18 protein-coding genes and 1 tRNA gene are annotated in these 26,375 nt (G+C 34.6%); 3 read left to right on the top strand and 16 right to left on the bottom strand.

Annotated elements, in window-relative coordinates; all coding sequences use genetic code 11:
- Positions 1-49: 49 nt before the first annotated feature.
- A complete protein-coding gene (locus C8C87_RS03455; RefSeq protein ID WP_121341191.1) occupies positions 50-442 on the bottom strand; it encodes an START-like domain-containing protein in 393 nt (130 codons plus the stop codon).
- A gap of 155 nt (positions 443-597) precedes the next feature.
- Between C8C87_RS03455 and C8C87_RS03450 the strand changes: the two genes are divergently transcribed.
- Positions 598-674: transfer RNA gene (locus C8C87_RS03450), tRNA-Met, on the top strand.
- A gap of 262 nt (positions 675-936) precedes the next feature.
- Here C8C87_RS03450 and C8C87_RS03445 read toward each other — a convergent pair.
- The 5 genes from C8C87_RS03445 to kdpB form a co-directional block, all read right to left on the bottom strand.
- Positions 937-2,673 carry an ATP-binding protein gene (locus tag C8C87_RS03445; RefSeq protein ID WP_121341188.1) on the bottom strand — a complete coding sequence of 579 codons (1,737 nt, stop codon included), beginning with the start codon at positions 2,671-2,673 and terminating at the stop codon, positions 937-939.
- A gap of 108 nt (positions 2,674-2,781) precedes the next feature.
- Positions 2,782-3,909, bottom strand: a complete 1,128-nt coding sequence (locus C8C87_RS03440; protein WP_121341186.1) for a sensor protein KdpD — start codon at positions 3,907-3,909, stop codon at positions 2,782-2,784.
- Positions 3,910-4,017: 108 nt separating this feature from the next.
- Positions 4,018-5,100, bottom strand: a complete 1,083-nt coding sequence (locus C8C87_RS03435; protein ID WP_121341183.1) for a porin — start codon at positions 5,098-5,100, stop codon at positions 4,018-4,020.
- Between the two features lie 161 nt (positions 5,101-5,261).
- Positions 5,262-5,816 carry a K(+)-transporting ATPase subunit C gene (locus tag C8C87_RS03430; RefSeq protein ID WP_121341180.1) on the bottom strand — a complete coding sequence of 185 codons (555 nt, stop codon included), beginning with the start codon at positions 5,814-5,816 and terminating at the stop codon, positions 5,262-5,264.
- A gap of 90 nt (positions 5,817-5,906) precedes the next feature.
- The gene (kdpB, locus tag C8C87_RS03425; protein WP_121341177.1) at positions 5,907-7,964 is read right to left on the bottom strand and encodes a potassium-transporting ATPase subunit KdpB; all 2,058 of its coding nucleotides are present in this window, start codon (positions 7,962-7,964) and stop codon (positions 5,907-5,909) included.
- 84 nt (positions 7,965-8,048) lie between these two features.
- On the opposite strand from kdpB, the gene C8C87_RS03420 reads away from it, so the two are divergent.
- On the top strand, positions 8,049-8,411 hold the full coding sequence (locus C8C87_RS03420) for a four helix bundle protein (RefSeq protein ID WP_121341175.1): 363 nt from the start codon (positions 8,049-8,051) through the stop codon (positions 8,409-8,411).
- A gap of 76 nt (positions 8,412-8,487) precedes the next feature.
- Here the strand turns inward: C8C87_RS03420 and kdpA are convergent, their stop codons facing one another.
- The 10 genes from kdpA to C8C87_RS03370 form a co-directional block, all read right to left on the bottom strand.
- Complete coding sequence (gene kdpA / locus C8C87_RS03415) at positions 8,488-10,206, bottom strand: potassium-transporting ATPase subunit KdpA (protein WP_121341172.1); 1,719 nt, start codon at positions 10,204-10,206, stop codon at positions 8,488-8,490.
- Between the two features lie 108 nt (positions 10,207-10,314).
- The gene (gene kdpF / locus C8C87_RS03410) at positions 10,315-10,392 is read right to left on the bottom strand and encodes a K(+)-transporting ATPase subunit F (RefSeq protein WP_072975519.1); all 78 of its coding nucleotides are present in this window, start codon (positions 10,390-10,392) and stop codon (positions 10,315-10,317) included.
- Positions 10,393-10,532: 140 nt separating this feature from the next.
- Complete coding sequence (locus C8C87_RS03405; protein ID WP_121341169.1) at positions 10,533-10,814, bottom strand: hypothetical protein; 282 nt, start codon at positions 10,812-10,814, stop codon at positions 10,533-10,535.
- Between the two features lie 163 nt (positions 10,815-10,977).
- Positions 10,978-12,315 carry a sigma-54 dependent transcriptional regulator gene (locus tag C8C87_RS03400; RefSeq protein WP_121341166.1) on the bottom strand — a complete coding sequence of 446 codons (1,338 nt, stop codon included), beginning with the start codon at positions 12,313-12,315 and terminating at the stop codon, positions 10,978-10,980.
- 338 nt (positions 12,316-12,653) lie between these two features.
- A complete protein-coding gene (locus C8C87_RS03395; RefSeq protein ID WP_121341163.1) occupies positions 12,654-13,175 on the bottom strand; it encodes a DUF3347 domain-containing protein in 522 nt (173 codons plus the stop codon).
- Positions 13,172-15,610: a zinc-dependent metalloprotease gene (locus C8C87_RS03390; protein ID WP_121341160.1), complete on the bottom strand. Its 2,439-nt coding sequence runs from the start codon at positions 15,608-15,610 to the stop codon at positions 13,172-13,174. The genes C8C87_RS03395 and C8C87_RS03390 overlap by 4 nt, the downstream gene beginning before the upstream one ends.
- Positions 15,611-15,615: 5 nt before the next feature.
- Positions 15,616-17,040, bottom strand: coding sequence for a RagB/SusD family nutrient uptake outer membrane protein (locus C8C87_RS03385; RefSeq protein ID WP_121343279.1), 1,425 nt, complete (start codon positions 17,038-17,040; stop codon positions 15,616-15,618).
- Positions 17,041-17,044: 4 nt separating this feature from the next.
- Positions 17,045-20,680, bottom strand: coding sequence for a SusC/RagA family TonB-linked outer membrane protein (locus C8C87_RS03380; RefSeq protein ID WP_121341157.1), 3,636 nt, complete (start codon positions 20,678-20,680; stop codon positions 17,045-17,047).
- 132 nt (positions 20,681-20,812) lie between these two features.
- A complete protein-coding gene (locus C8C87_RS03375; protein WP_121341155.1) occupies positions 20,813-21,952 on the bottom strand; it encodes a FecR family protein in 1,140 nt (379 codons plus the stop codon).
- A 194-nt stretch (positions 21,953-22,146) separates the two neighbouring features.
- Positions 22,147-22,716 (bottom strand): RNA polymerase sigma factor, encoded by a 570-nt coding sequence (locus C8C87_RS03370; RefSeq protein ID WP_121341153.1) that lies wholly within the window; start codon positions 22,714-22,716, stop codon positions 22,147-22,149.
- Positions 22,717-23,285: 569 nt separating this feature from the next.
- Between C8C87_RS03370 and C8C87_RS03365 the strand changes: the two genes are divergently transcribed.
- Positions 23,286-26,375, top strand: coding sequence for a SusC/RagA family TonB-linked outer membrane protein (locus C8C87_RS03365; protein ID WP_121341150.1), 3,090 nt, complete (start codon positions 23,286-23,288; stop codon positions 26,373-26,375).

The raw sequence follows: 26,375 nt of genomic DNA, 5'->3' as shown, positions 1-26,375 counted from the left end.
AGCCCTAAATTTTATTCAGGGCAAATATAAGTTATAAAATACTATTTTACTATACAGAACCAATTAGATGTTTAAGGTCTGAGATTTGATTTTCCCACAATAATGTAGCCTCGTCAACCTCATCTTTCTCTGCAAAATCAACTACCATCAAAGAAACGTCTTTGGTAAGTTCATCCACTAAAATATGCAACTCAAAAAAGTATTCCGTGTCTTTACTATTATCATCAACCCATTTGAATTTTACTTTTTCACCTGTTTTCTTTGAAGCAAGTCTAGCTTTCTCTTGGGAATCATTCCAAATGAAGGTAAAAAACTCACCACGAGAATTCACATTATCAGCAAACCATTCAGATAAACCTGACGGAGTCGATATATATTGATACAATAATTGAGGCGAAGAATTTATGGGAAACTCGATTTCGTAACGTACTTTTTGATCCATGAGCTACATTTATTTTTTTCGAAATATATAGAATATAACTCCGAAAAAAAAGCGTTTTTAAAAATATTTTTTTTTATTAAAAATATGCTTGCAAGCATTAATTTTATTTTTATATTTGCACCCGCATTCAGGGATGGTTATCCACCCGGAATCATGGCGAGATAGCTCAGTCGGTTAGAGCGCAGGATTCATAACCCTGAGGTCCCGAGTTCAAATCTCGGTCTCGCTACCAAAGCAAAAACCCTAACATCAATATGTTAGGGTTTTTTATTGAAATTATATTTATGAAATACCAACTGCAAATGGCTCAAGTGAGGAAAAGGAGTAAAGAATTCTAAGAATCGAGATAAAAAATCAATAAACATTAAACATTTTAATTTTCAAAGTCATTTTTCAATCATCGGGAATCTGGCAGATTGTTAGACTATTTGATTTTTGGATTGTTCAATTTTAAATCTTCAACATTTTTTTTAAATAAATCTGTTTCAAAAATTTTAAACCGCAGTCAATTTAAAGTAAAAATTACTTCCCAGTCCCAATTCACATTCAACTCCAATAGTTCCACTTTGTGCTTCAATAAATTCTTTACTTATTGCTAAACCTAAGCCCGTTCCAGATTTATTGCTTCCTGGAATTTGAAAATACTTATCAAAAACTTTGTCTTTATACCTTTTATCAATTCCTTTTCCACTATCTACAACTTGAAACACTACTTGACTGTTTTCTCTTTTGAGTTTGACAATTATTTTACTTTGATTTGAAGAGTAAGTTATAGCATTAGTTAGAAAGTTAATTAATACCCAGCCCGTTTTTTCACTGTCAGCTTTTACATCTGGCAATTCATCTTCTCCATCAATAATTAGTTCAATTTCCTTTTGATCGGCTCGAACTTTTACAGCATCTATAGCATATTTTACCATTTGATACGGGTTACTTTTTTCTATACTTAAATGGATATTTCCTGTTTCTAATTGCGCCATATCCAATAATTCACCTGTAATTTTTAAAAGTCTTTGGCTGTCCTCTTTTATGCTCTCGATTAACTGCTCTTGCTCTTCGTTTATTTTTCCGGTTTCCGGTTTTTCTAATAATTGTAAACTTAATTTTATGGATGCAATTGGTGTTTTTAATTCATGTGAGACTGTCGCAATAAAATTTGTTTTGGCAAAATCCAATTCTTTAAAAACGGTAATGTTTCTCAAAATAATCACATCACCAATAGTGGTAGTTTGGTCTTCACCTGTTGATTGTATCGTAATTGTTACTGTTTCTTTCTCGAAATAACTCTCTTTTCCATCTGCGAAAATTTTCATGGGAAGCGATTTTTGTCTTGGGTTTTTAATATCGCTTTCTAATTCTTTTATAATTAATGAGCGCATCAAATCATTTGTCAAAGCCAAAGAAGAAGCTAGTTTGCCAATCACATCTTCTGATTTCAATCCCATAATTTTCAAGGCTTCGTCATTCGCAAATAATACAAGACCATCATTATCCAATCCAATAATCGGGTCATGCATATTGTTAATCAGTGTTTCCAATCGTTTCTTTTCAAAGGATAACTTATGCAGATTACTATTACTGTATTCCTCTAGTTTTTGTGCCATTGTATTGAACGATTTGGCCAGATCACCATATTCATTATGATTCATAAAATGAACGCGTTCAGAATAGTTTTTATTCGCAATTTCTTTAATACTAGCGGTAAGCTCTTTTATTGGATTGGCAATATTATTAGGCAAATTCACTAATAAATTGAACGCAATCAAAAAACAAAGTGTTCCAGTAACGGCTATCCATAAATTAGCAGTTTCGGCAGTATGTTTAGCAATATCACTTTTCTCTTTTATCGCAATCATATTCAATTTCATGATTTTGAAAATATCCTGACGTATTTGGCTTTTTACATTCTCATCAGTTCTGTTTTTTTCTAAAAAATCAAAACTTTTTTGCAAATTATACGTCACTTTATCTTCCCCGATTTCTGTGATATTGGCAATTTGATTCTTCAGATTCGTTTCAAAAACAGCAATTGCCTTTCCTTTATCGACATTAATTTCATCTAATGAAAGAAGCATGTTCCGAGAATATTCTAAGGTATTATAATTCGCTTTCAGAATGTTTTCGGTATCTTTTTTTATCGAAAAAATATAAAACGAAGCTATTATTGACAAAATAATTATCATTAGAAAAAGCAACCCAACACCCAGGTTTAATTTAGTTTTAATTTTCATAGTGTCATTGCGAGAAATGAAGTAATCCCACCCTCTTTTATTTAATTAGTTTTTTATTTATCACTACTATTTACGGCTATAAATTTGTGAACTTGCGGCTACATTCTTTTATGACAAAATCACTAAATCAACTTTTGATAACGAAAGACTATTCAACAAGCGTCTGAAAATTGTTGTAGACAAAATTACTTTAAATAAATTGAAGTGTGGTTTTCCTATGCAAACCGTTGTAATGTTTTTTTGCTCCACAATTTTCAGCATTGCATTTGTAATATTAGGATTTTGAACTTTAATCACTTCTGCTCCAAGTTGTGTGGCTAATTTGAAATTATTTATCAAATGCCGTTGCTTATCCAATGCAATTTTATCGCTGCTTTCTTTTGGTGTTTCCACATACAAAACAGACCAATTACAATTGTAATAACTAGCCAAACGAGCTGCTTTTCTGATTACAATTTTAGCCGTTTTATCATTACTACTGATACAAGCCAGCAGTTTTTCATGTCTAAAAGCACTATTATTTGAAACTTCATTTTCTACTTTTCTAAGTACCTGACCTGCAACTTCCTTTAAAGCTAATTCTCGCAATTGCAAAATCTGATCTGATTTGAAGAAATTATTCAAGGCGGTCTGAATTTTATCCGCAGTATAAATCTTCCCCTCTTTCAATCGCACAATCAAATCCTCCGAGGTCAAATCAATATTCACCACTTCATCGGCCAATCGCAGTACATTATCCGGAATTCGCTCTTGAACATCAATATTGGTAATGCGTTTTACATCTTCGTTCAGACTTTCAATATGCTGAATATTCACTGCCGAAATTACATTAATTCCCGCTTCCAAAATCTCCAAAACATCCTGCCAGCGTTTCTCGTTTTTACTCCCCTCAATATTTGTATGCGCCAATTCATCAACAATAACCACTTCAGGACGTAAATTGATAATGGCTTGCACATCCATTTCCTCGAGTTGTTTGCCTTTATAGAAAAGTGTCCTTCTTGGAATTACAGGCAAACCTTCTAACAATTCATGGGTTTCTTTGCGAAAATGCGTTTCGATATACCCAATTTTTACGTCAATACCTTTTTTCAACAATGTATGCGTTTCCTGTAACATTCGAAACGTTTTACCCACACCGGCACTCATCCCAATGTAGACTTTAAACTTTCCTTTACGTGATTTTTGAATTAAATCCAGAAAGTGCTTAACGTTATGTTCTTTTTCTTGTTCCATTGTCTGATAGAATGAAAAGTAATAAGCAAAATGTGAAATGTTTGTGATTGACCGCATCTCTCCTTTACATTTCACTTCTCACATTTTACATTTTACACCTTCCTTTTTTTAAAACGAAATCGCTAATGAAGTCGTTAAAAATAAATTTTCATTACTAGGCAAATTATCTTTCAAAAATACCTCATCCTTACTATTCAAATTTCTGGCTTCTACTCTAAACATTACATTTTCGGTAACCAAATAATCAAAATTAGCGGAGAAACCATAGGTTTTAAATCCGTTTGGCGTTCCCGTTGCTATGATTACCTCTTTTTCGTCTTGGTAATATTCGCCTCTTGCTGCCAATTGAATTTTAGCGGTTGGTTTGTATTGCAAAATCAAAATTGGTGAAAACCATACATCATATTTGTCACTTTTATGGGCTGATTGTTGCGAACCAATATCAAAACCAGACACAACACTTGCTTTTTCAGACACTTTAAACAATGCGTAAAAATTATTAAAATAACGCCATTTCCTATCATTATCCGGTTGTTCGTTTCCAATGTAAGTACTCCAATTCAAAGTAATTAAAGACGATGGTTTGAACGTAATCTGAGTTCCAAAAGCCGGCGTTTGGTTTCCTTCTACTTTCTGAATGCGTTGCCAACCGTTCAAATACATCGCAGCCAAATACCATTTTTCTGATTTCGAAGTATAGCCAATTTTAACTCCCGCTTCATAATACGGAGAGTTATCCGCCAAAATACTTCTGGTAAGCGTCATGCAATCTTTACCAATGGCACTTTCAAAACCAATATGTGACGGCATAACTCCCGCATCAATCCATAAATTTTGATTTTTAGCAATTTTCACTCCCACATTGGCTTCATATACATTTTTCAATAGACCTTGTTCTGTTGCTAAATTGTATTCTCCATACGTTCCAGCCATTAGAGCAAAATTTCCGCGAACATTGTCTTGCGAATAATTCACTTTTGCCAATCCTAAATTCAAATTGACCTCATTATGTTTGTTATGACTGTAAAAAAATCCGGGTCTGACGTGATTGTCGGGTTCGCCAAAATCATAACTGTAATACGTTTCTATATAACCCGAAAACGTGAAAGGACTTTTATCTTTCCCACCTTCTTGAGCATTGATTGTTGTAAATCCGAAAGCTAATAAAGCAGAAACTATTAATTTTCTCATTGTTTTTTTGTCATTGTGAGGAATGAAGCAATCTCATCCTCATCATTATTTATATTAAGAGCTAATCCCGCTATCATTCCAAATCTTTTGTTTTTTAAGGAAAAAACAAAAGGATTTTCCCTTCTATCGGGGCTAAAAAATTTGTTCTATAATTTATTTTTTTATTTCAATTCATCCAAAGCTATATTCAACTCCAAAACATTTACAGTTGAAGTTCCCATAACAGTTGGCACATTGATTTTACTTTCTACCAAAGCTTTTACTTTTTCTTCTGATAATTTTCTTGCTACCGCCACTCGTTTCACTTGAATCAATGCTCCTTTAGGTGAAATATTCGGATCTAAACCACTACCGGAAGCCGTAACCATATCCGATGGAATTTCTTCTTTTTTCAAATAAGGATGAACGATTAAAAAAGTGTCAATCCTTTTTTGGACCAAAGCAAGATAATCTGCATTGCTGGGTCCTTTATTACTTCCGGCACTTCCGGCAGCATTATAATCCACTGCCGATGGTCTTCCCCAAAAATAATTTGATTTATCGAATTTCTGTCCAATTTTTTGATATCCTACCACTTTTCCGTTAACGGTAACCGTTTCTCCTTTTCCTTTATTTGGAGCCAATTGTGCTATCCCAAAAATCGCCATGGGATAAATAACAGCAAGCAATACCAGCATGAATAGTGTGAATTTGAGTATTGAAAATATATTTTTCATGTTTTTAATGTAAAATGTTAGTTGTAAGATATGAGATGTTAGTTGAACTGTAATTTTTACCTTTTCTTTTTACATCTCACATTTCACTAATTAAAGAAATAACGCCACAATTAAATCAATCAATTTAATCCCAATAAAAGGAACAATTAATCCACCAAGACCATAAATCAAAAGATTTCTTTTTAAAATGGCACTCGCGCCAATTGGTTTATAGTCGACCCCTTTTAAGGCTAGCGGTATCAATATTGGAATAATAATCGCATTGAAAATTACCGCCGATAAAATGGCACTTTCCGGGCTGTGCAAACGCATAATATTCAATCCTTCGAGTGCTGGTATAGCCGTAATGAAAAGTGCCGGAACAATGGCAAAATATTTGGCAACGTCATTTGCAATCGAGAACGTAGTAAGCGTTCCTCTAGTCATCAACAATTGTTTCCCGATTTCTATGATTTCAATTAACTTGGTAGGATCATTGTCTAAATCGACCATATTTCCAGCTTCTTTTGCAGCTTGAGTTCCGCTGTTCATGGCCACACCTACATCGGCTTGCGCCAAAGCGGGTGCGTCATTCGTTCCGTCGCCCATCATCGCTACCAGTTTTCCGTTTTGTTGCTCGTTTTTGATATAGTTCATTTTATCTTCCGGTTTGGCTTCGGCAATAAAATCATCAACACCTGCTTTTTCGGCAATGAATTTTGCTGTCAAAGGATTATCACCAGTAACCATTACAGTTTTTACTCCCATTTTTCGCAATCGATCAAAACGTTCTTTCATTCCCGTTTTGATAATGTCCTGCAATTCTATAACGCCCTGAACGATGTTATTTTTAACTACAACCAATGGCGTTCCTCCATTAGAGGATATTTCGATTACTTGTTGCGCTGTATCCTCCGGAAATGCATTTCCGGCTTGTTTTGCAATATTTTTTACTGCATCCTGCGCGCCTTTTCTAATATCTGTTCCGTCTTTTAAGACAACACCACTGGTTCTGGTTTCAGCAGTAAACTTGATAGTGTGTAAAATGTGAGAAGTGAGTTGTGAAATGTCGGACTCCATTTTACCGTTTACATCTAACATTTTACTGAGCTCAATGATGCTTTTCCCTTCCGGTGTATCATCGGCAAGCGAACTTAAAACTGCCGCCTTGATAAAATCCTCTTCCGAGATTCCTTTTGCAGGATAAAAACGGGTTGCTTTTCGGTTTCCAATAGTTATTGTTCCCGTTTTATCCAAAAGCAATACATCAATATCTCCGGCAGTTTCTACCGCTTTCCCTGATTTGGTAATTACATTGGCACGCAAGGCTCGATCCATTCCTGCAATTCCAATTGCGGAAAGCAAACCGCCAATTGTTGTTGGAATTAAACAAACAAAAAGGGAAATGAAAGCCGCAATGGTTATTGGTGCATTTGCATAATCAGCAAACGGTTTTAAGGTCACACAAACAATCACAAAGATTAAAGTAAAGGCTGCCAACAAAATCGTTAAGGCAATTTCGTTTGGTGTTTTCTGACGGCTTGCTCCTTCTACCAAAGCAATCATTTTATCCAGAAAACTCTCCCCTGGCTCATTGGTCACAATAACTTTAATTTTATCCGATAATACTTTTGTCCCTCCGGTAACTGATGATTTATCACCACCAGCTTCCCGAATTACAGGAGCACTTTCTCCCGTAATCGCACTTTCGTCAATTGTAGCTAAACCTTCGATGATTTCACCGTCAGTGGCAATTAAATCACCTGCTTCACAAACGAAAACATCTCCTTTTTTCAATTCAGAAGAACTGATGTTTTTGATTTCTCCATTAGCTAAAAGCTGTCTCGCCGGAGTTTCTTCCCTTGTTTTTCTTAAGCTGTCCGCTTGTGCTTTTCCTCGGGCTTCAGCTATCGCTTCGGCAAAATTGGCAAACAAAAGTGTTGCTAACAAAATTAAGAATACAATGAAATTATAAGTAAAACTGCCTTGGTCTTGTGCGCCAAATAATATGGCGATACACACAGCAAACATAATCGCTGTCCCTATTTCTACGGTAAACATTACCGGATTCTTGAACATTATTTTCGGGTTAAGCTTCACAAAAGATTGCACCAAGGCATCTTTTACCTGCTTCCCTTCGAATAATGAATTGGATTTATTTTTAGTCATTTTCTTATTAGTAAAATGTTAGATGATAAATGTGAAATGTCGTAAGATTGGATATATTTGATATTCATTTAAAATATTTAAAGTATGAAGCCACATAAAAATTTGAATTCTTGGATTAAAAGTTTTGAATTCGTCAAAGAAATTTATTTGGTTACAAATCAATTTCCCTCAGATGAAAAATTTGGATTAACTTCACAAATTAGAAGAGCTTCCGTTTCAGTTCCAGTAAATATTGCTGAAGGTGCTGCAAGAAAAGGCACAAAAGAATTCATCCATTTTCTGCATATTTCATTAGGTTCTTTATCTGAACTTGACACTTTGCTTTTATTGAGTAAAGAATTAAACTTTATCAATAAAAAAGAATGTGAACAACTGATTGGAAAATTAGACATCATAGGAAAACTCATTTATGGATTAATTAAAAACCTCGAAGACAGATTACAATAGTTGTAAGATGTGAGTTGTTTTTTTGTGAAATGTGAGTTTTGAATATTTTTACATTTTACATCTCACTTTTTACATTTTACATTGAAAAATATTCCGCCAATGGACCTAAAGCCAATGCAGGAAAGAACGATAAAGATGCAATGATGGCGATTACAGCAAAAACCATCACACCAAAAATGGTCGTATCAGTTTTTAAAGTTCCTGCACTTTCCGGAATGTATTTTTTATTGGCTAATAATCCTGCAATAGCCAATGGCCCGATTATAGGAATGAAACGACTCAATAACAAAACAATTCCTGTAGTGATATTCCAAAACGGATTGTTATCTCCCAAACCTTCAAAACCAGAACCATTATTCGCGGCACTTGATGTATATTCATATAGCATTTCCGAAAATCCATGATGCCCCGGATTGTTGAGCCAGCCAGTTGCATTTCCGCTAAACCAATAGCCCATCGCCGTATCATGCGCAGCAAAATAAGAAGCCAAAGCCGTTCCTGACAATATCAATAAAGGATGAAGAATGGCAATAAAAGCAGCGATTTTTACTTCTCTGGCTTCGATTTTTTTTCCCAGAAATTCAGGTGTTCTTCCCACCATTAAACCTGAAATAAAAACAGCGAGAATAATGAAAATATAAAAATTCAACCAGCCGACACCGCATCCGCCATAAAAGGCATTGACCATCATAGCTAATAATTCCATGGAACCTGAAACTGGCATCGAACTATCGTGCATACTATTGACCGATCCTGTAGAAATTACGGTCGTAGCAATACTCCAAAATCCAGAAATAGCGGGTCCAAAACGGACTTCCTTGCCTTCCATAGCTCCAGTAGTTTGTGAGATTCCCATTTTTTCAATAGCAGGGTTTCCGTTGCGTTCACTGATAACGGTTGGTATTACTAAAAGCAAAAAACCAATAGTCATAACTCCAAAAACGACATAGGACAATCTTCTTTTTTTGAGATAAAAACCCAGAGCAAAAATCATTGCAAACGGAATGATTAATTGTGCCCATAATTCGACCGCATTCGTAAAATAAGTAGGATTCTCTAATGGATGCGTTGAGTTGGCTCCAAAAAATCCACCACCGTTGGTACCAATATGTTTGATGGCAATAAATGCGGCGGCAGGACCACGAGAAACGGCTACTGAATCTCCTTGTAAAGTGGTAATCGTATCTTTTCCTTCAAAAGTCATTGGTGTTCCGCTGAATAACAAAGCGATAGCTACAATTGCAGAAAGCGGCAATAAAATACGAGTACAACTTTTGATAAAATAATTATAGAAATTACCTAATTTATCGGTAGTTCTTTCTTTCATTGCATTGAAAACCATGGCGGCTGCGGCCATTCCTACACCTGCAGAAACAAACTGCAAAAACATTAAAAACAGTTGCGACAAATAAGAAACGCCGCTTTCGCCTGAGTAATGCTGTAAATTACAATTTACAACAAACGAAATGGCTGTATTGAAAGCCAAATCAGGTGACATATTTGGGTTATTATCAGGATTTAAAAATAAAGATCCTTGAAACAATAAAATGAAAAAGCAAAGGAAAAACCAAACCATATTGACACTCAATAGTGCTTTTAAGTGTTGTTTCCAGTTCATTTCTTCGGCAGCATTGATACCGCTGATTTTGAAAATAAATTTTTCAATTGGATTGAAAATCGGGTCAAGGAATGTTTTATCTCCTATAAAAACTTTAGCAATATATTTTCCAACGGGAATAGCTAAAATTATTGAGAGAATAAAAATAGTGATGACACCAAATAATTCTGTGTTCATAATTTGTTGTTTTTTTGTGAAATGTAAATTGTAAAATGTGAGATGCGTAGTACTGTAGATTTTTCGTCTTCTTACTTTTTACAATTCAAATTTTATTTTTTACATGAATTAAAACTTTTCAGGTTTGATTAATACATAAACCAAATAGCCGAAAACAGCTATTGAAATAATAAATAGTGCAGTCATAGTTTAGATTTTTTCAAAAAATTCGACAGATTTAAAACAAATCGCAAACAACAAAACGGCTAATGCGAGTAATAGAATAGTGATTAACATAGATTTTAGATTATTGGATTATTAGAATTTTAGACAATCGATTTGCCTCATTATACTCCCGAAGCATTGATTTGTTTAATGTATTCTGCTTTCAACGATTTAGGAAAAAGATTTGAAATACTGCAATGGCGTAATTCCATAAAAGAAGAAACCGAAAAAAGATAAACATTGGAAATAGCGATTTTTGTTTCGTTGCTTCCTGTTATCAATAATTGTTCAGCAAGTGCTAAACATTTTTTTGCCCTGGAAATATTTCCCGTAATAATTGCAGTCTTGGTGATCTCGGCAAAGCGTTCTGCTTGTTTGTAAATCGTGCTGACTTGATTTTTCATAAGAATGATTTTTATGTTCTTCATCGCTTATGCCAAAATGTATTCCAAGAAAAATAAAACTTTGTAAGTGATTGTGATTTAAGGCTTGATGATTCCCAACTAAAAAAAGACATAAAAAAAGCCTATCAAAATGATAGGCTTTTCTCAAAACAATAGGTTTCTATTATATGTTATATTCGTCTAATTTTCTATAAAGCGTTGCAATTCCTATTTCTAGTAAACGTGCCGTTTCTGCTTTATTCCCTTTGGTGTAATTTATAACTTTCTGAATGTGGAGTTTTTCAATACTTTGCATCGAAAAAGCTGACATCGTCTTATTGGAATTATCTTGCTGATGCTGAATTTCATAAGGTAAAACATCTTGCGTGAGGCATAAATCATTAGCTAAGATAACGGCTCGTTCAATGACGTTTTTTAATTCTCGAATATTTCCCGGCCAATGATATGTTTGCAATTTATGAAGGAATTCTGGATCAATAGATAAGGTTTGCTTGTTCGTTTTAGCTGAAAACTGTTTTACAAAATACTGCGCCAATGGAGCAATATCCTTTATTCTTTCCCGTAAGGGCGGAATTACAATCTCGAAAATATTAAGTCTAAAATACAAATCAGAACGAAAATGATGCGCTTCACTTTCAGTTTTCAAATTTCGGTTTGTTGCTGCTATTAGCCTGAAGTTTGATTTTTTGGGAGTCGTATCTCCTATTTGAATGTATTCATTAGTTTCTAAAACCCGTAACAATTTAGCTTGCAATTCCAATGGCATTTCGCCAATTTCATCCAGAAATAAAGTTCCTCCATTGGCCTCTTCAATAAATCCTTTTTTATCTTTAACAGCTCCAGTAAAAGCACCTTGCTTATGACCGAATAATTCACTCTCAAGGATTTCCTTGCTGAAAGTGCTACAGTTTAGTGCTACAAATGATTTTCCGATGCGGTTACTGTTTTCATGAATTGCTTGCGCAAAAACTTCCTTTCCTGTTCCTGTTTCTCCTGTTAAAAGAACTGTTGAATCTGTTTTAGAAACTTTTTGGGCCAAATCAATTACTTGCTCCAATCCTTTAGATTTTCCAATAATGGTATCAAATGAATATTTATCTGAGATTCTTTTTTCGAGTTGTTTGACTTTTTTTTGCAATTGTACTTTTTCCAGTGCTTTGTACAAAAGCGGAATAATTTTATCATTATCATCCCCTTTGACGATATAATCAAAAGCTCCGTTTTTCATGGCTTGAATCCCATCGGAAATTTTCCCGAAAGCTGTCAATAAGATAACTTCTGTTAATGGAAAACTTGTTTTCATCTTATGAAGAAATTCAACACCATTGCCATCAGGTAGTTTGACATCGCAAAGAACGACATCAATATCTTTGCTTTCCATTTTTTTGAAACCCGATTTTAAATCCGATGCTTCAAAAACTTCAAAACCTTCAGATTTTATAATTCTAGCGAGAAGTCCACGAAGTTTTTCTTCGTCGTCGATGATAAGTATATTTTTCAAAACAGGCTCTAAATAAATTTAATAAACAAAATTACATCTTTGCCTCTTTAGAGAGGTCATATCTTCTAATAAATTTTTATTAATGCAGTCTTAAATTTTAATGTTAACCGTAAACAAATCTCGATCTCGCTACCAAAGCAAAAACCCTAACATCAATATGTTAGGGTTTTTATATTTAAAATTTGTAAAATTCTTCAGACCTCAACCCCAGTAGTAACGAAAATAGTTAGGTCAATATAATACCTTTCGAGTATCTCATGAGTTGAATGTGATGATAAAATATCTGTAAAGCGTTTTTTTAGACACTTGACAACCTGAAAAAGAAACTACCTTACTTTTTATAAGCTTGCTTTTACTTCACCGCAAGTCAACATGTTTTTGGGATAATACGGATTTTTGATTTCCATACTATCACTTAACCACATCGCACTGGTCATTGGACATACCTGCAGATGTAATGTGGTATCAGCAGCCTTGAATTTAGGTGCCATATTCCAAAATTTAACAGAAAGTAATTCGAAAATTTTACGCTGCTTATTGATGTTTTTAGTTGATGAAACTTCTGTTGCAAGTTCTATAATTTCCTTTCTTGTTTTCGTAGCCTCGTTCATTTGTTCAAGACTTAACTTTTTAAACTTGAAGTTTTTTAACGAATTCTGTAATGCAGTCGCATTTACAACAACTGCCAGACTATCTGAAATTAGCAAATTATTCTTTAAAGCCAGGTAATTGTTTGTGATTTCCTTTTTTTCTGCTTCGCGTTTTGCTACTAATTCGGGAGTAACTTCTTGCTTTGAAGTTAACTGGGCTTGCAACAAACTGCTAAAGCAAATTAATGCTATAACTAATATATTTTTCATATAGTTGTTTTATTTATTTTTGAAACTATTTTATCTATTTCTATCAAAATACCTTCCAAATGTTCTTTGTTTAGACCTGTTGTTACATTCATTAGCTTCGTAACATCAGTTCTTAATCTTAAAAGATGTTGCTTGCTGTATAACGCCACATCACTGCGTTGTGCTGCATTTAAAGCTTTACCTGGTTCTACTTCTTTAGGTAATAACAGCATATTTAGTTTATCAATATAGCTGCGTTGCAGACCTCGTCTGTAAAAATCCAATTTTTCGTTACCACTAAATTTTACCCATACGGTTTGTTGCAAATCGTTTAGAAACTCGGGAACAGTATAAGCTCCTTCAAATTGCATTGCTTTAAGACTAATATTGTAAAGCATACCAGAGCTTAACAACATATTTAGCACTTGATTTTGCTGATCTGATATTTCGTCTGCGGTTTTCAAAGAAATCAGCTGACTAATCTCTTGCGGATACATCCATAGAGGAGCTGCAAACAATTGTCTGCCAACGTAATCGACAGCCGCTTTTACTTTTGCTTTCGGAATAGGCTGGTAAACCAAACCTTTTTCATCAACAGTTCTTTTGGTTATGTAGTTATTACCAATATATTTCAGCACATGATACAAGTACACCCCATATTGTTTCACAACTGCTTTATGCATATCTGATAAATTATCATATCCATCGTTAGGCTGGTAAGTCCATTCAATAAGATTAGGCACTACACGCTTTAGATTTTTAATTCCATAATCACTGGCAAGTACCGCATCATCACCAAGATCTTCTGTTTGGCTGCGTGGATCTTCTTCTTTTCCTTCGCCCCCAAACCATAATTTAGGATTAGCGCCCAAGCTATCAGTTGTTAACTTGCTGAGCAATTTCTCTTCTTCAAACTCATCTTTAGCGTTTGGAAAATAGCCATAACCCCACTTAATCGCCCATTTGTCATACATACCAATACGAGGATAAATACCCTCTGGACTAATATTATCTTCTGGTTGTGCAACATAGTTAAGACGGGCATAATCCATTATAGAAACGGTATGACCATTTGCTTCCACCCATTTTTTATCCCTGAGTTTTTCTACCGGTGTGGCATTGCTGGCTCCCATGTTGTGGCGTAAACCAATGGTATGTCCAATTTCATGAGAAGAAACAAAGCGAATTAATTGCCCCATTAACTCATCATCTAAGTGCATTTTTCTGGCTCTGGGATCTAAAGGTCCTGCCTGAATCATATACCACTTTTGTACTAATTTCATCACGTTGTGATACCACCCCACGTGACTTTCGATGATTTCTCCACTTCTGGGATCGCTCACCCGTGGTCCATAAGCATTAGGCGTTTCCGAAGCATAATATCGTACTACAGAATACCGTGCATCTTCCAGACTCATCGTCTTATCATCTTCCGGCCATTCTTTACCAACAATAGCATTTTTAAAACCTGCGGCTTCAAAAGCTTTTTGCCAATCGTTAATCCCTGCAATTAAGTAAGGTCTCCATTTTTTAGGCGTTGCAGGATCAATGTAGTAGACAATTTGTTTTTTTGGTTCAACCAATTCGCCTCTTTCGTATTTTTTAATGTCTTTGTCTTTAGGTTCCAACCGATAACGCTGAACGATATACTTAGCTTGGGCACGCTGCTCATCATCATCAAACAGAACATATTTATTAGCGAAATAACCCACTCTTTCATCAGCAAAACGTTTGCGCATTGGCGTTTTTGGAAGCAGTACAATTGAGGTATTTAATCGCAGTGTTATGCTTCCGCTACTCGCCGTAGCATTTGTGTACGTTTTTGTAGTTTTGACCTCAATGTTAATAGGATAGACATCTATCGTCTCGATGAACGATTTATCATCTGCAAGAGTCGTTAGTTTTTTATCCGTTTTCTCTTGGCTCGCCAAAGAGAACATTGGATTATCTTTCTTGAAAGCATCTGTTACATCAATGACAATATTTTTCGTATCAGGATTGATTGCTTTTATTGGAAAGGCTGCAACAATTGGATTTTCGTTACTTCCAGCCAATGCTTTTGCTAACATCGAATCTGCGTTACGGACATCTTGCTTGTATTGCAATGACCTCAAGAAAACGGTATTGTTAGCTCCTTTCTCAAAGTAAATAGTCTGCTCGTTGGCTTTCTCACCACCAAAACGCCCCATGCCTTCAGGAGTAGAAAGATATCTGGTTACCACCAGCATATATCTATTAAACAAACTGTCCGGAATCTGAAAGAAAAACTTATTATCAACCTTACTAATAGTAAAGAGACCTAATTTACTTTTAGCGCTTTCATTGATTACCTTACTGTAGGGCTGTATCCCTTTTGGCTGGGTACTGGTACTATCCGCTTTTTTTTCTTGAGTTTGTGCAAAACCATGCTGCTGTCCTGCAACGAACATGATTATTAATATAAATAATTTCTTCATTCGAATTAAAATGGGAGTTTTTCGTCTGTGTTTAATGTAAGTTTTGGATTCTTTGATAGAGCAGACAAAGGAAACGGCACAATGTATAATCTGGAGTTGGGCTGTAAAGTATACGTTTTTTGTGGAACGGTCTTGTTAACGATTGGAAATACTCTTGTGATAGTCTTTGCGTATTCCGTTTCATTATTTAACCTTTTAAGGTCAAAAAAACGATGGAAACCCAATAGTAATTCTTTTCTGCGTTCGTTTATAACAAGCTCCATAGTTGCTGCTCTGGTAGCTGGAACAGCTAAATTTACAGTACCGGATAAAATACGTTTTGCTCTTAATGTATTTAAAACAGCTACAGCCTCACTAAATTTATCTTCTCTGGCATAACATTCGGCCAACATCAAATAGACCTCCGGCGTTTTCATTCCAACAGTAGGGTAAAAAAATCTCGTATATTGAGTTCCCCAATACGCTGTATTTGAACCTTGATCCAGATTTGTTGTGCTGGTAGAATTAAAAAACAAATTAAAACGTGCATCATTAGTGCCAAATAAAGTTCTCAACTCCGGGCTTATGACATAACTCTGTGCAAAATTCATCTCATTGTAACCTGTCATGTACATATAGCTAAGTACTTCTACATTATTTGCTGCAGGTACAGCAACTGCTGTTGGTCCTCCCTGTGCACTGTAAGCTTTCATATCAAATATTTGATTATTATAGCTTAGTGACTTTTCTGCAGCTGTAGCAGCACTGGCAATTTCACGCTTAAACAAATGAACTTTAGCTTTAAACGCATAAGCAAATGCTAATGACGGATGATAAACATCAAGTGGCTTTTCCTGAAGATACGGCAATGCATCCTCTATGTCCTTCTGAATAAATTCGTAAACTTGCGCCACAGTAGATTTTGATGGCTGCGCCTCTAAATCAAATTTATCCATGATACAAATACCTCCATCAGTGGTGGCAGTTTGTGGGTCATACCCTTTTGCATAGGTATTTATTAACAAAAAGTGATCGTATGCTCTATAGATTTTAGCTTCTGCTTTTGCTAGTTGTTTTATACTTTCATCTCCTTTACTAATATCAACTAATGAAATAATGGTGTTCCATCTGTTAATATAAGTATAAGCCTGATTATAAAAACTGGAACCTGTAAATAGAGAAACTCTATCTGTGCTTTCATCAAAAGTAAAATTAATAATATCGATGTTTGGTGTTCTTCCTATTACGTTTGCCTCTCGCATCCATTGATCGTCTGACAAATACTGAAAATTATTGATGGGATATCCTCTGTTTGGGAGCGATACCATTTCATGAAATTGTGCAGCTGTTTCAACAACTAAGGCTCCTTTTGGTGTAACATCAGTGTAATCTTCGCAAGATGCTACAGTTAACATGATCAGCGATAGCAATATAGTATGTATGTGTTTCATTTTTTTAAATTGTAAGATTAAAACCAAATAAGTACGTTTTAGGCGATGGTAAATTACGTGTACCAGCGTTAACAGAATAGACTTCTGGATCAATACGATTTCCAGCAGCACTCCAGTACCAAAGATTATTTACTTGAAAAGTAAATTTAGCCGATGACATTTTAATTTTATTTGCAAAAGATTTTGGTAAATTATAGCCTAATGAAATGTTTCTAAGCTTGATGTAATCACCATCTACAACATTTACATCTGAATTTCGCCATTGACTGCTAATAGTTCCAGCATAATTTCTAACACTTTCATCAAAATCTACATACAAACGAGTATTGCCATTTTGTTGCAAATCAGTGTAACGATCTGAAATACCTGAAAGATTTACTGCATCAGAACTCATATCAAGAACCTCTTTACGCATTACATTTCCACCTGAGAAAACAAACAACATATTCAAATCGAATTGTCTATAGGAAAATCGCTGTGATAATGAACCGGTATAAGTTGGTGTTAAACTCCCCATGTTTACTAAAGCATCAGGATTATTAACTGTTTTTATAGTATTTGATATTGGATTACCATTTGCATCAAAAGTGATTGACGGACTTCCATTTTCATCTAAAATATAAGGATACCCATTAATCGTTCCTCCATATTTATAAGCATACAAACTATTGTATATCTCATTTTCTAAAAAGTAATCTGATGGCGAACTAACATACACCGAAGCATTAGATTGCGCTCTGGTAATTTTTTTAACGGTCGTTTTATTAAAGCCCAAAACTACATTAGAACTAATATGGAAATTACCATTATTGTACCATTCAGAACCAATACTAAATTCGATTCCTTTGTTCAATAAAGCTCCGGCATTAATTCTTCTGGTCAATGCACCAACAGTAGGATCTAAATCGGTTGTCGCTAATAAATCAGAACTGTATTTACGATAAATATCGACACTACCTCTTAACTTACTTTGAAACAGGCTGTAATCTATACCTAAATTGGTACTTTGTGTTTTTTCCCATCTCAACAAAGGATTTGGTTGAGCCGTGATATTGATGTATTGTAAAGATTGATATAAGTTATCGTTTCTTCTTGTAGCGGTAACGTATGGAGTGGTAGTTTGATCAATATTTCCGTTCACACCATAAGTCGCTCTAAGTTTAAGTGAGCTTACCCATTGTATTTTTTTCATGAAATCCTCGTTGCTGGCATTCCATCCTAAACCTGCAGACCACAAAGGACGGTTTTTATACTTTGGATCTACTCCAAACAAATCTGCTCTATCAACCCTGTAACTTCCTGTTACGTTATATTTAGATAAAAAGGTGTACCCTAAAGTACTAAAAACCGAAAAATAACGATGTAAAATTTCCTGTTGGGTTCTTGACAAGGCTGCTAAAGTTCGGTTATTTCCATATATATAACTTGCAACTCCTGTTTGACTAAGAGCAAGATTATTGATTACCGCAGAGGTAAGTGTAACGGGGTCATAACCGTATCTTAACTGTTCAATAGTTCTGGGAACAAAAGTTTCTCGCATTTCAAAACCAGCTATAGCGCTAACTGAATGTTTACCTTCACTAAAATCTTGGCTATAATCTAATTGGTTTCTAAAAGAATAGTTGCTGGCCTGACTGCTAAATTGTTTGTATCGTCCTCCAGTAGAGAAGCCATCTACATAGGTATAAGCATTAGTAGTGGGATTATATCCCGTTAAAGAATTAATGGCATAACGCATCTTATAAGAATTGATGTCATTATATTGCTCATTATCGTTTCTTCTTGTTTCGTATTGAAATTGTGTGTTAAAACTTAAACCTTTCCATATCTTGGCACGCAAGTTTGCAAAAGCTCTTAAACTTAAAGATTTTTCATGTGTAATACCTTCCTGAAGCGCATTTAAAACATTAAAAGTTACTGGCTTAAAACCACTAAGACTAGCTATTTTTGAAGCTACTAATGGATTAATTACACCGCCTGACGTAAAACCATCGCTAATCCCTACAAATGGAGATATTACAAGATCTCCATTGTCATCGGTAATGCGCTCATATCTTTTTTGGATATCGTAATTACCAAAACTAGAATCCGTAACATCATCATTACTATATGTTCCATTTAATCCAATGGTAGCATTTAACCAGTTGTATACTTGAAAACTGCTTTTTGCATACAGATTAAATGCTCGGCTATCATTGTTTTTTATACGATTTTTTGACTCGTCATAATTAAATGACACATAGGTATTTTGCTTACTGGTACTACCTGAAAACGCAATATTGTAACGTTGCCTTAATTCATTTTGCCATACATTATCCCTATAATCTTTATTATAGTCGTTCTTTCTCCATTGGGTAATCGTGTTGTTGTAATCTAAATTGTTAATTTTTCCTTCTTCAAAATCTCTGTTGAGCTGGTAAAGAGGGCTATAATATTTCATACTGCTATTTCCAACATCTCCATAACTGCTGAACATAGTAGCCGTGTTGGCAAATCTCGCTCGTTCTCTATTATATACAGCCTGTTCAAAATCAATTAAGTCACTTGTAGAGGCATAATTCATATCCCTTAAATTGGGTTTTGTAGCTATAAAGAAATCAGAATTGATACTTACTTTTAAGCTACCATTTCCTTTTTTAGTAGTTAAAACAATAATACCGTTTGCTGCTCTTGAACCATAAATAGAAGCTGCTGCTGCATCTTTAAGGACATTTACACTTTCAATATCATAAGGGTTAATCTCTTCCAAAGTCAATTCAGTTGGCAAACCATCAATTACCAGTAGCGGAGTGTAGCCAACTCCTAAAGAAGAAAAGGTGCCTATACCTCGTAATATAGGTTTATCTGCTGCAGATCCAGAAGGATTTTTTTGAAACATCAAACCAGCCACACGACCTTCCAGTGCAGTTAATAAATTAGCATTGATATTTTCGTTTAAGGTTTTTTCATCAATTTTAGAAATTGCACCAGTGGAGTGACTTCTGGCAAGAGTCTGAAAACCAGTCACAACAACTTCTTTCATTATCGACACTTTCTCTTCAACTACAAGCGTCAATTCAGTGCGTCCATTAACAGAAAAAGATTTTTTCTCAATAGTTAATCCTGAGCTTTCAATTGTTGCATTTTCAGGTACATTATTTAAAACAAAACTACCGTCAGAATCTGTTATTGCTCCAATTTCGGCTCCCACAACCCGAACATTTACTCCGGGAAAAGGTACATTTTTAGCATTGATGACACGACCGCGAACATCGATAGAACCCGTTCCTTTATCCTCTTTTATAATAGCACTTATCACAATGGTTTGATTGGTGATGGAGTACTTTAATGGCTGAGCATCAAAGATTGAATTCAGAACACTTCTTAACGGAGTATTTTTTACAGCAATAGTGACAGGCTTAGCACTTTTTAGAAGCTTTTGGCTGTAAAAAACTTCATAGTTAGCCTGTTTAGCAATATTTTTCAGCACAGTCTCAAGAGGTGCATCTTTTACATTTATCGAAATATTCTGTGCTTCAGAAGTATAACTACATAGTAGAAATAGTGTACTGAATACCCATAAATAAGTTGATAAATTTAGCCTAGGAATTCTCTTCCCTGGTCTTTGGGGATTTTTTTTTGGTTGTAAATTAAATTTCATACATTTACATTTGGTTAGGGTTAAACAACGAGAACAATTTATATTGGTCATTAACCTTTATCACAACCAGAAGCATCGTAACTGCTTCTGGTTTTTTGGTTAATAGCCTTAATAATCGGGGAAACTTAACATCTAGGGATACACAATAATCGTTTTTCCTTCGACCTTAAATTTTATATTACTAAGCTCAAGTACTTTTAATACTTCAGACAAATTTTTATTCATAAACGTACCTCCATTAAACCTTACATCCGAAACATCGCCACGGTATTCTACTTTGATTCCGTACCAGCGCTCCAGTTGTTTCATTACTGTTTTCAGATTGGCATTATCAAATTTAAAACGGCCATTTTTCCAAGCAATAGCAGCTTCGGTATCCACTTCCCGAATTGCAATCTTATTAAAATTATCAGACACATTAGATTGTTGTCCCGGTTTTAAAATTGCTTTTTGATTTTTATAAGTAATCGCTACACTTCCTTCTAATAAAGTAGTTTTTACAACTGATTCATTGTTATAAGCATTTACGTTAAAATGAGTTCCAAGTACTTCAATAGCATGATTGCCGGATTTTACCCTAAAAGGTTTATTTTTATTTTTGGCCACTTCAAAATAAGCTTCTCCTTCTAACTCCACCATCCTTTGATCTCCATTAAACTGGGTTGGATATTTAATGGATGAAACTGAATTTAGATAAACTTTGGTTCCATCTGCCAAAACAATATTGTATTGTCCTCCTGTAGGTGTTGAAAGTGTATTGAATGAATTAGCATCATTTTTTGAAGCATCAGCATCTGGATTTACGATATACGTGATAACTCCATTTGCATTCATCTTAATTGTAACTTCTTCTTTTTCTCCTTCTTTGGCAATAGTATCTTTTGCCGAAATATCAGCCAGAACAATTTGCTTTCCGTTTGAAAGTGTCAAGATTCCCCTATTTCCTCCAGGAGCAATTTCCTGTGGTTTTTCAACAACCTGAATAACTTGCTCTTTTGGTTTTGTAAAATAAAATATTCCCGTACCCAATAATAAAGCTATTGATGCCGCAACCGCTACACGTGGCCAAAGACTAACTACTTTTGTTTCATACTTTAATGGCAATTTCGATTTTAGATATTCGTAACTATCTTGCAGTTCATACTCGCTAAGCTGCCCATTACTATTAGACGCTTTATGCAAATACCACGCATCTAGTTTATCCTTATCTTCATTAGATAAAGTACCTTTCTGGTATTTTTGTAGCAACGCTAAGATTTCAGTTTCATTCATAACTACAACACGAAATTTTGTCCTGTTTTAAGTAAGACAGTTAGAAATAACTTTTGTCATAGACTATGACAAAAAAAATTAAAAAAATATTATTATATCGTTAATAAATCCAGACCAATGTTATTTCTTTTTCATCAACAAGGATGTTCTGACTAGATTCTATCATAGAAATTAACAAAAAGCACTACTATAATTTACCAAACAAAAACGCTCATTAAAGACTTGAGTTTTCCTCGTAGTATCTTCAGCGAATTATACACTTGCTGCTTGGCCGTTTTATCTGTAATATTTAATTGAAGTGCAATTTCATCATAGGAGAGTTCTTCTACCTTTCTTAAAAGAAAAACTTCGCGCATTTTTTCTGGAAGTAAAGCAATTTCTCTTGCAATAATTGCCTCTAATTCTTTTTCTCTAAGATTAGAATCTGCTAAAACGTAACTGTTTTCGATAAAGTTTGAAATTGAATCTGCATAACGCGAAACCACTTTTTCATGGGCGATATGATTTAGTATTCTGTTTTTTGTGGCTTTGTATAAATAAGAAGAAAGAGATCCGGTAAGCGTTAATTCATAGCGTTTGTTCCAGATTGATAAGAATACTTCCTGAACAACATCATTTGCTTCATCCTGATTGCCCAGCATTTTATAAGCATGATTAACTAAAATTTTAGAATACCTTTCAAAAATTTCTGTAAACGCCAATTGATCATCTTCCCTAAGAAGATTTAATAAAATATGATCAGCATATTTGCTATAAACAGACATTATTTAAAAGAGGTGAGGATCGAAAAAAGCAATATTAAACATTTTTTATGTTAAAAACAAAAAGATGATTCAGTTAGAAAAAATGCACCTATTTATAACCATTATTTTCTTATATAATAGGTTTTTAACAAGCATAAAAGGTTACAATACAAAAGTGAGGAATTAGAGTGACGCACTAAATTCCAAAAAATTTGAATTTTCAATGCGTCCTCTTCAATTTCTATTTTTTCTAAATGGTTGAGTTAATATTACTGGAATTTGCACTTAACACTACCTTAAAGCTACAAGTTCAAATAATCTATGTCTTTATCCTAATTAGTTTTAGCAGTTTTAAATTTTAACCTATTTGGAGAAAGCTAAAATCAAAAAAATAAAACACATAAGAACTTATTATTTAGCACTTTAAGACACTTCCAGAATTTATCAAACACTCCATAAAAGGGCGTCAACCAATAACTTTACATTCCATTTTGTTTATTAATAAAAGAATACATTTTGTTAAAATTATCATAATACACCATAAACATCCTACAACTAAGTTTGTCCTCGAAAATCAAACTTTACAAAAAATGAAAATCTTAGGACAAAAATTATTGTTTTTTTTATTTGTTTTTTCTGTTCACTTAATTAATGGACAAACAAAAACAATTACGGGGAAAGTAACCGATCAATCGGGGCTTCCATTACCAGGCGCCAGTATTATGGTTAAGGAAACCAAACTGAGCTCCATATCAGATTTAGACGGAAACTATTCCATTAAAACTGAAAATGGAAAAACGTTAGTATTCTCTTTTATGGGTTTTAAAACCAAAGAGATTTTAACTTCCGAAGGGTCTAAAATAGATGTGGTATTGGATGATAATTCATTGACTTTGGGGGAAGTCGTAGTGACAGCTTTAGGTATCAAAAGAGACAAACGAGCTCTTGGATATGCTTCGCAAGAATTAAAATCAGATGACATCAATAGAGTCAACTCCACAAATTTTGTTTCTAATCTATCAGGAAAAGTTACCGGTGTTCAAATAACAGGCTCCGGAAATGGGATTACAAGCTCTTCTAGAGTGGTGATTCGTGGGGATAAATCTTTAAACATAAATAATAACAGCCCATTATTTGTTGTTGACGGAATACCAATAAACAACAATACGTATGGAGTTGGTGGTAACTCAACCAATCAACGTGATTTACCAACAGATTATGGGAATGGTGCATCCGAAATAAACCAAGAAGATGTAGAAAGTGTGAATGTATTAAAAGGTGCCGCAGCATCTGCCTTGTACGGATCAAGAGCCGCTAATGGGGTTATTGTTATTACCACAAAATCAGGTAAAAAAAATAAAGGACTTGGTGTTTCCATCTCTTCCTCATACATGACAAGTGAAGCGTTGAGATTGCCAGAAATACAAGGTGTTTACGGTGCAGGATCAAAACTAACCTATGATCCGGGAGCAGATACAAATTTAGGTCCCAGACTAGATGCAGGATTGTCTATTTTACAAAACGGAAGTCCAGGTTATTCTGTTGGTCAAGGAGTTGCATTACCTTTTCAATTCAGATATGATTTGAATGACTTTTTCAGAAAAGGCAGTTCGATTTCTAATTCGGTATCCATCACCGGTTCAGACGAGAAGACTAATTTCCGTTTGAGTTACGGAAAGACCACCAGTGAAGATATTGTACCAAATTCAAATTTAAAAAGAGATAATATCAGTTTGAACTTAAACTATAAAATTTCTGATAAATGGAAAGTAATAACAATAGCAACCTATACAAAAAGCGGTAGTGACAATACTCCAGTAACTGGATATGGAAGCCAAGGACTTATGTATAATCTATTGTGGAATCATACCAATGTTGATTTAGACTGGCTTAAGGATTACTGGATTACAAAAGATGTTCAACAAAACAGCATGTTCAGTTGGGGAGACAATCCGTTTAAAATTGCTTATGAAAACATCAATGCCTTCAAAAAAGGACGTTTATATGGAAACATAGCATCAACGTATGATTTCAATGAAAACCTTTCCTTGATGGTTCGAATGGGAATGGACAATTCTAATGATTTCCGTTGGTCACGAAGACCTATTGGTTCTTCCAGATATCCACAAGGAATGTACCGTGAACAAAGCATCGCTTTTACAGAGTACAATGCAGATGCTTTGCTTACTTACGACCGTACTTTTGGAGATTTCTCTACAAAATTATCTTTGGGTGCAAACCGAATGAATCAATACACTTCCGAAGGCAAAATTGAAGGACAGGGAATTAGTATTCCTGGAATTTACAACTTGCAAAACATTAATGTAATGCCTATACAATCCAGAAATATTTATAAGAAACGTATAAATAGTACTTATGGAATGGCGAATATTGGGTACAAAAACTATCTTTATTTAGACCTTACCGCCAGAAATGACTGGTCTTCTACACTTCCAGCAGATAATAATTCTTATTTCTATCCTTCGGCGTCGTTGAGTTTTATTCCTACTTCATTGTTTGAAATGAATAAAAACATTGATTTTTTAAAGTTTAGAGCAAATGCCGCATCGGTAGGAAATGACACTGATCCGTATCGTTTAGTAAAAACATATGAAAATGGAGCTTTGGCAGGTACATTGACAAATCCAAGTACTATTTTAAACAGCAATTTGAAACCTGAAATCGCAACATCGTATGAAGTAGGTGTTGAAGCTCAGTTTTTCAACAAAAGAGTAACATTAGATGCCAGTTATTATATTACAAACTCTAAAAATCAAATTGTAGGTTTAGATGTTTCACAAGCAACCGGATCTACATCAAACGTAATCAATGCAGGAAAAATTCAGAATAAAGGTATTGAAATTGGTTTAGGGATTACACCCGTTAAAAGTGAAAATCTAGAATGGTCGATTAATGCCAACTTTAGCCAAAACAGAGGAGTTGTAAAAGAACTAACGGAAGGAATCAGCAGTTATATTATTGCACAAGGACCTAATGGCGGAACTGTAGAAGCTCGTGTAGGAGAAAGAATGGGAGACATGTACGGCAGAGGATATCTTAGAAGTCCTGATGGTCAAATTGTTTTTGATAATACCGGTTCTCCAATTTTGGACACCCAAATTAAAAAAATCGGGAACTACAATCCGGACTGGATGTTGGGTCTTTCTACTAATTTAAGGTTTAAAAACGTAACCCTTAACGCCTTATTTGACGTTAGACACGGTGGAAAAATCTATTCAATGACTAATGCAATTGGAATGGAAAGTGGCATTTTGGCCGTTTCGTTACCAGGAAGAGAAACAGGAATTGTTGGCGATGGTGTTGTACAAAATTCCGATGGTTCGTACAGTCCAAATACAACAGTGATAAGTGCCGAAAACTGGTATTATTCAAATGCTTTCCGTCGTGATAATATTGAAGCCAATTCATTTGATGCTTCATATGTAAAATTGAGGGAAGTAAGTTTGAACTACAGATTTCCACAAAAATTAATCAAAGCTGCCAACGTGCAAAACATAAGCATTGGCTTAGTAGGAAACAACTTGGCTCTTTGGACAAAAGTACCTAATATCGATCCGGAAACTCAATCTTTAAGCGGTGGGACATTATTACCCGGATTTGAAGTACTGCAACTTCCATCCTCAAGAAGCTATGGTGTAAAACTAAATGTTTCATTCTAA

This window comes from Flavobacterium sp. 120 (assembly GCF_003633605.1).
In the GTDB taxonomy this organism is placed as follows: domain Bacteria; phylum Bacteroidota; class Bacteroidia; order Flavobacteriales; family Flavobacteriaceae; genus Flavobacterium; species Flavobacterium algoritolerans.
Note: the sequence above shows the minus strand (reverse complement) of the source record. Positions and strands in the feature narration are given on the sequence as shown.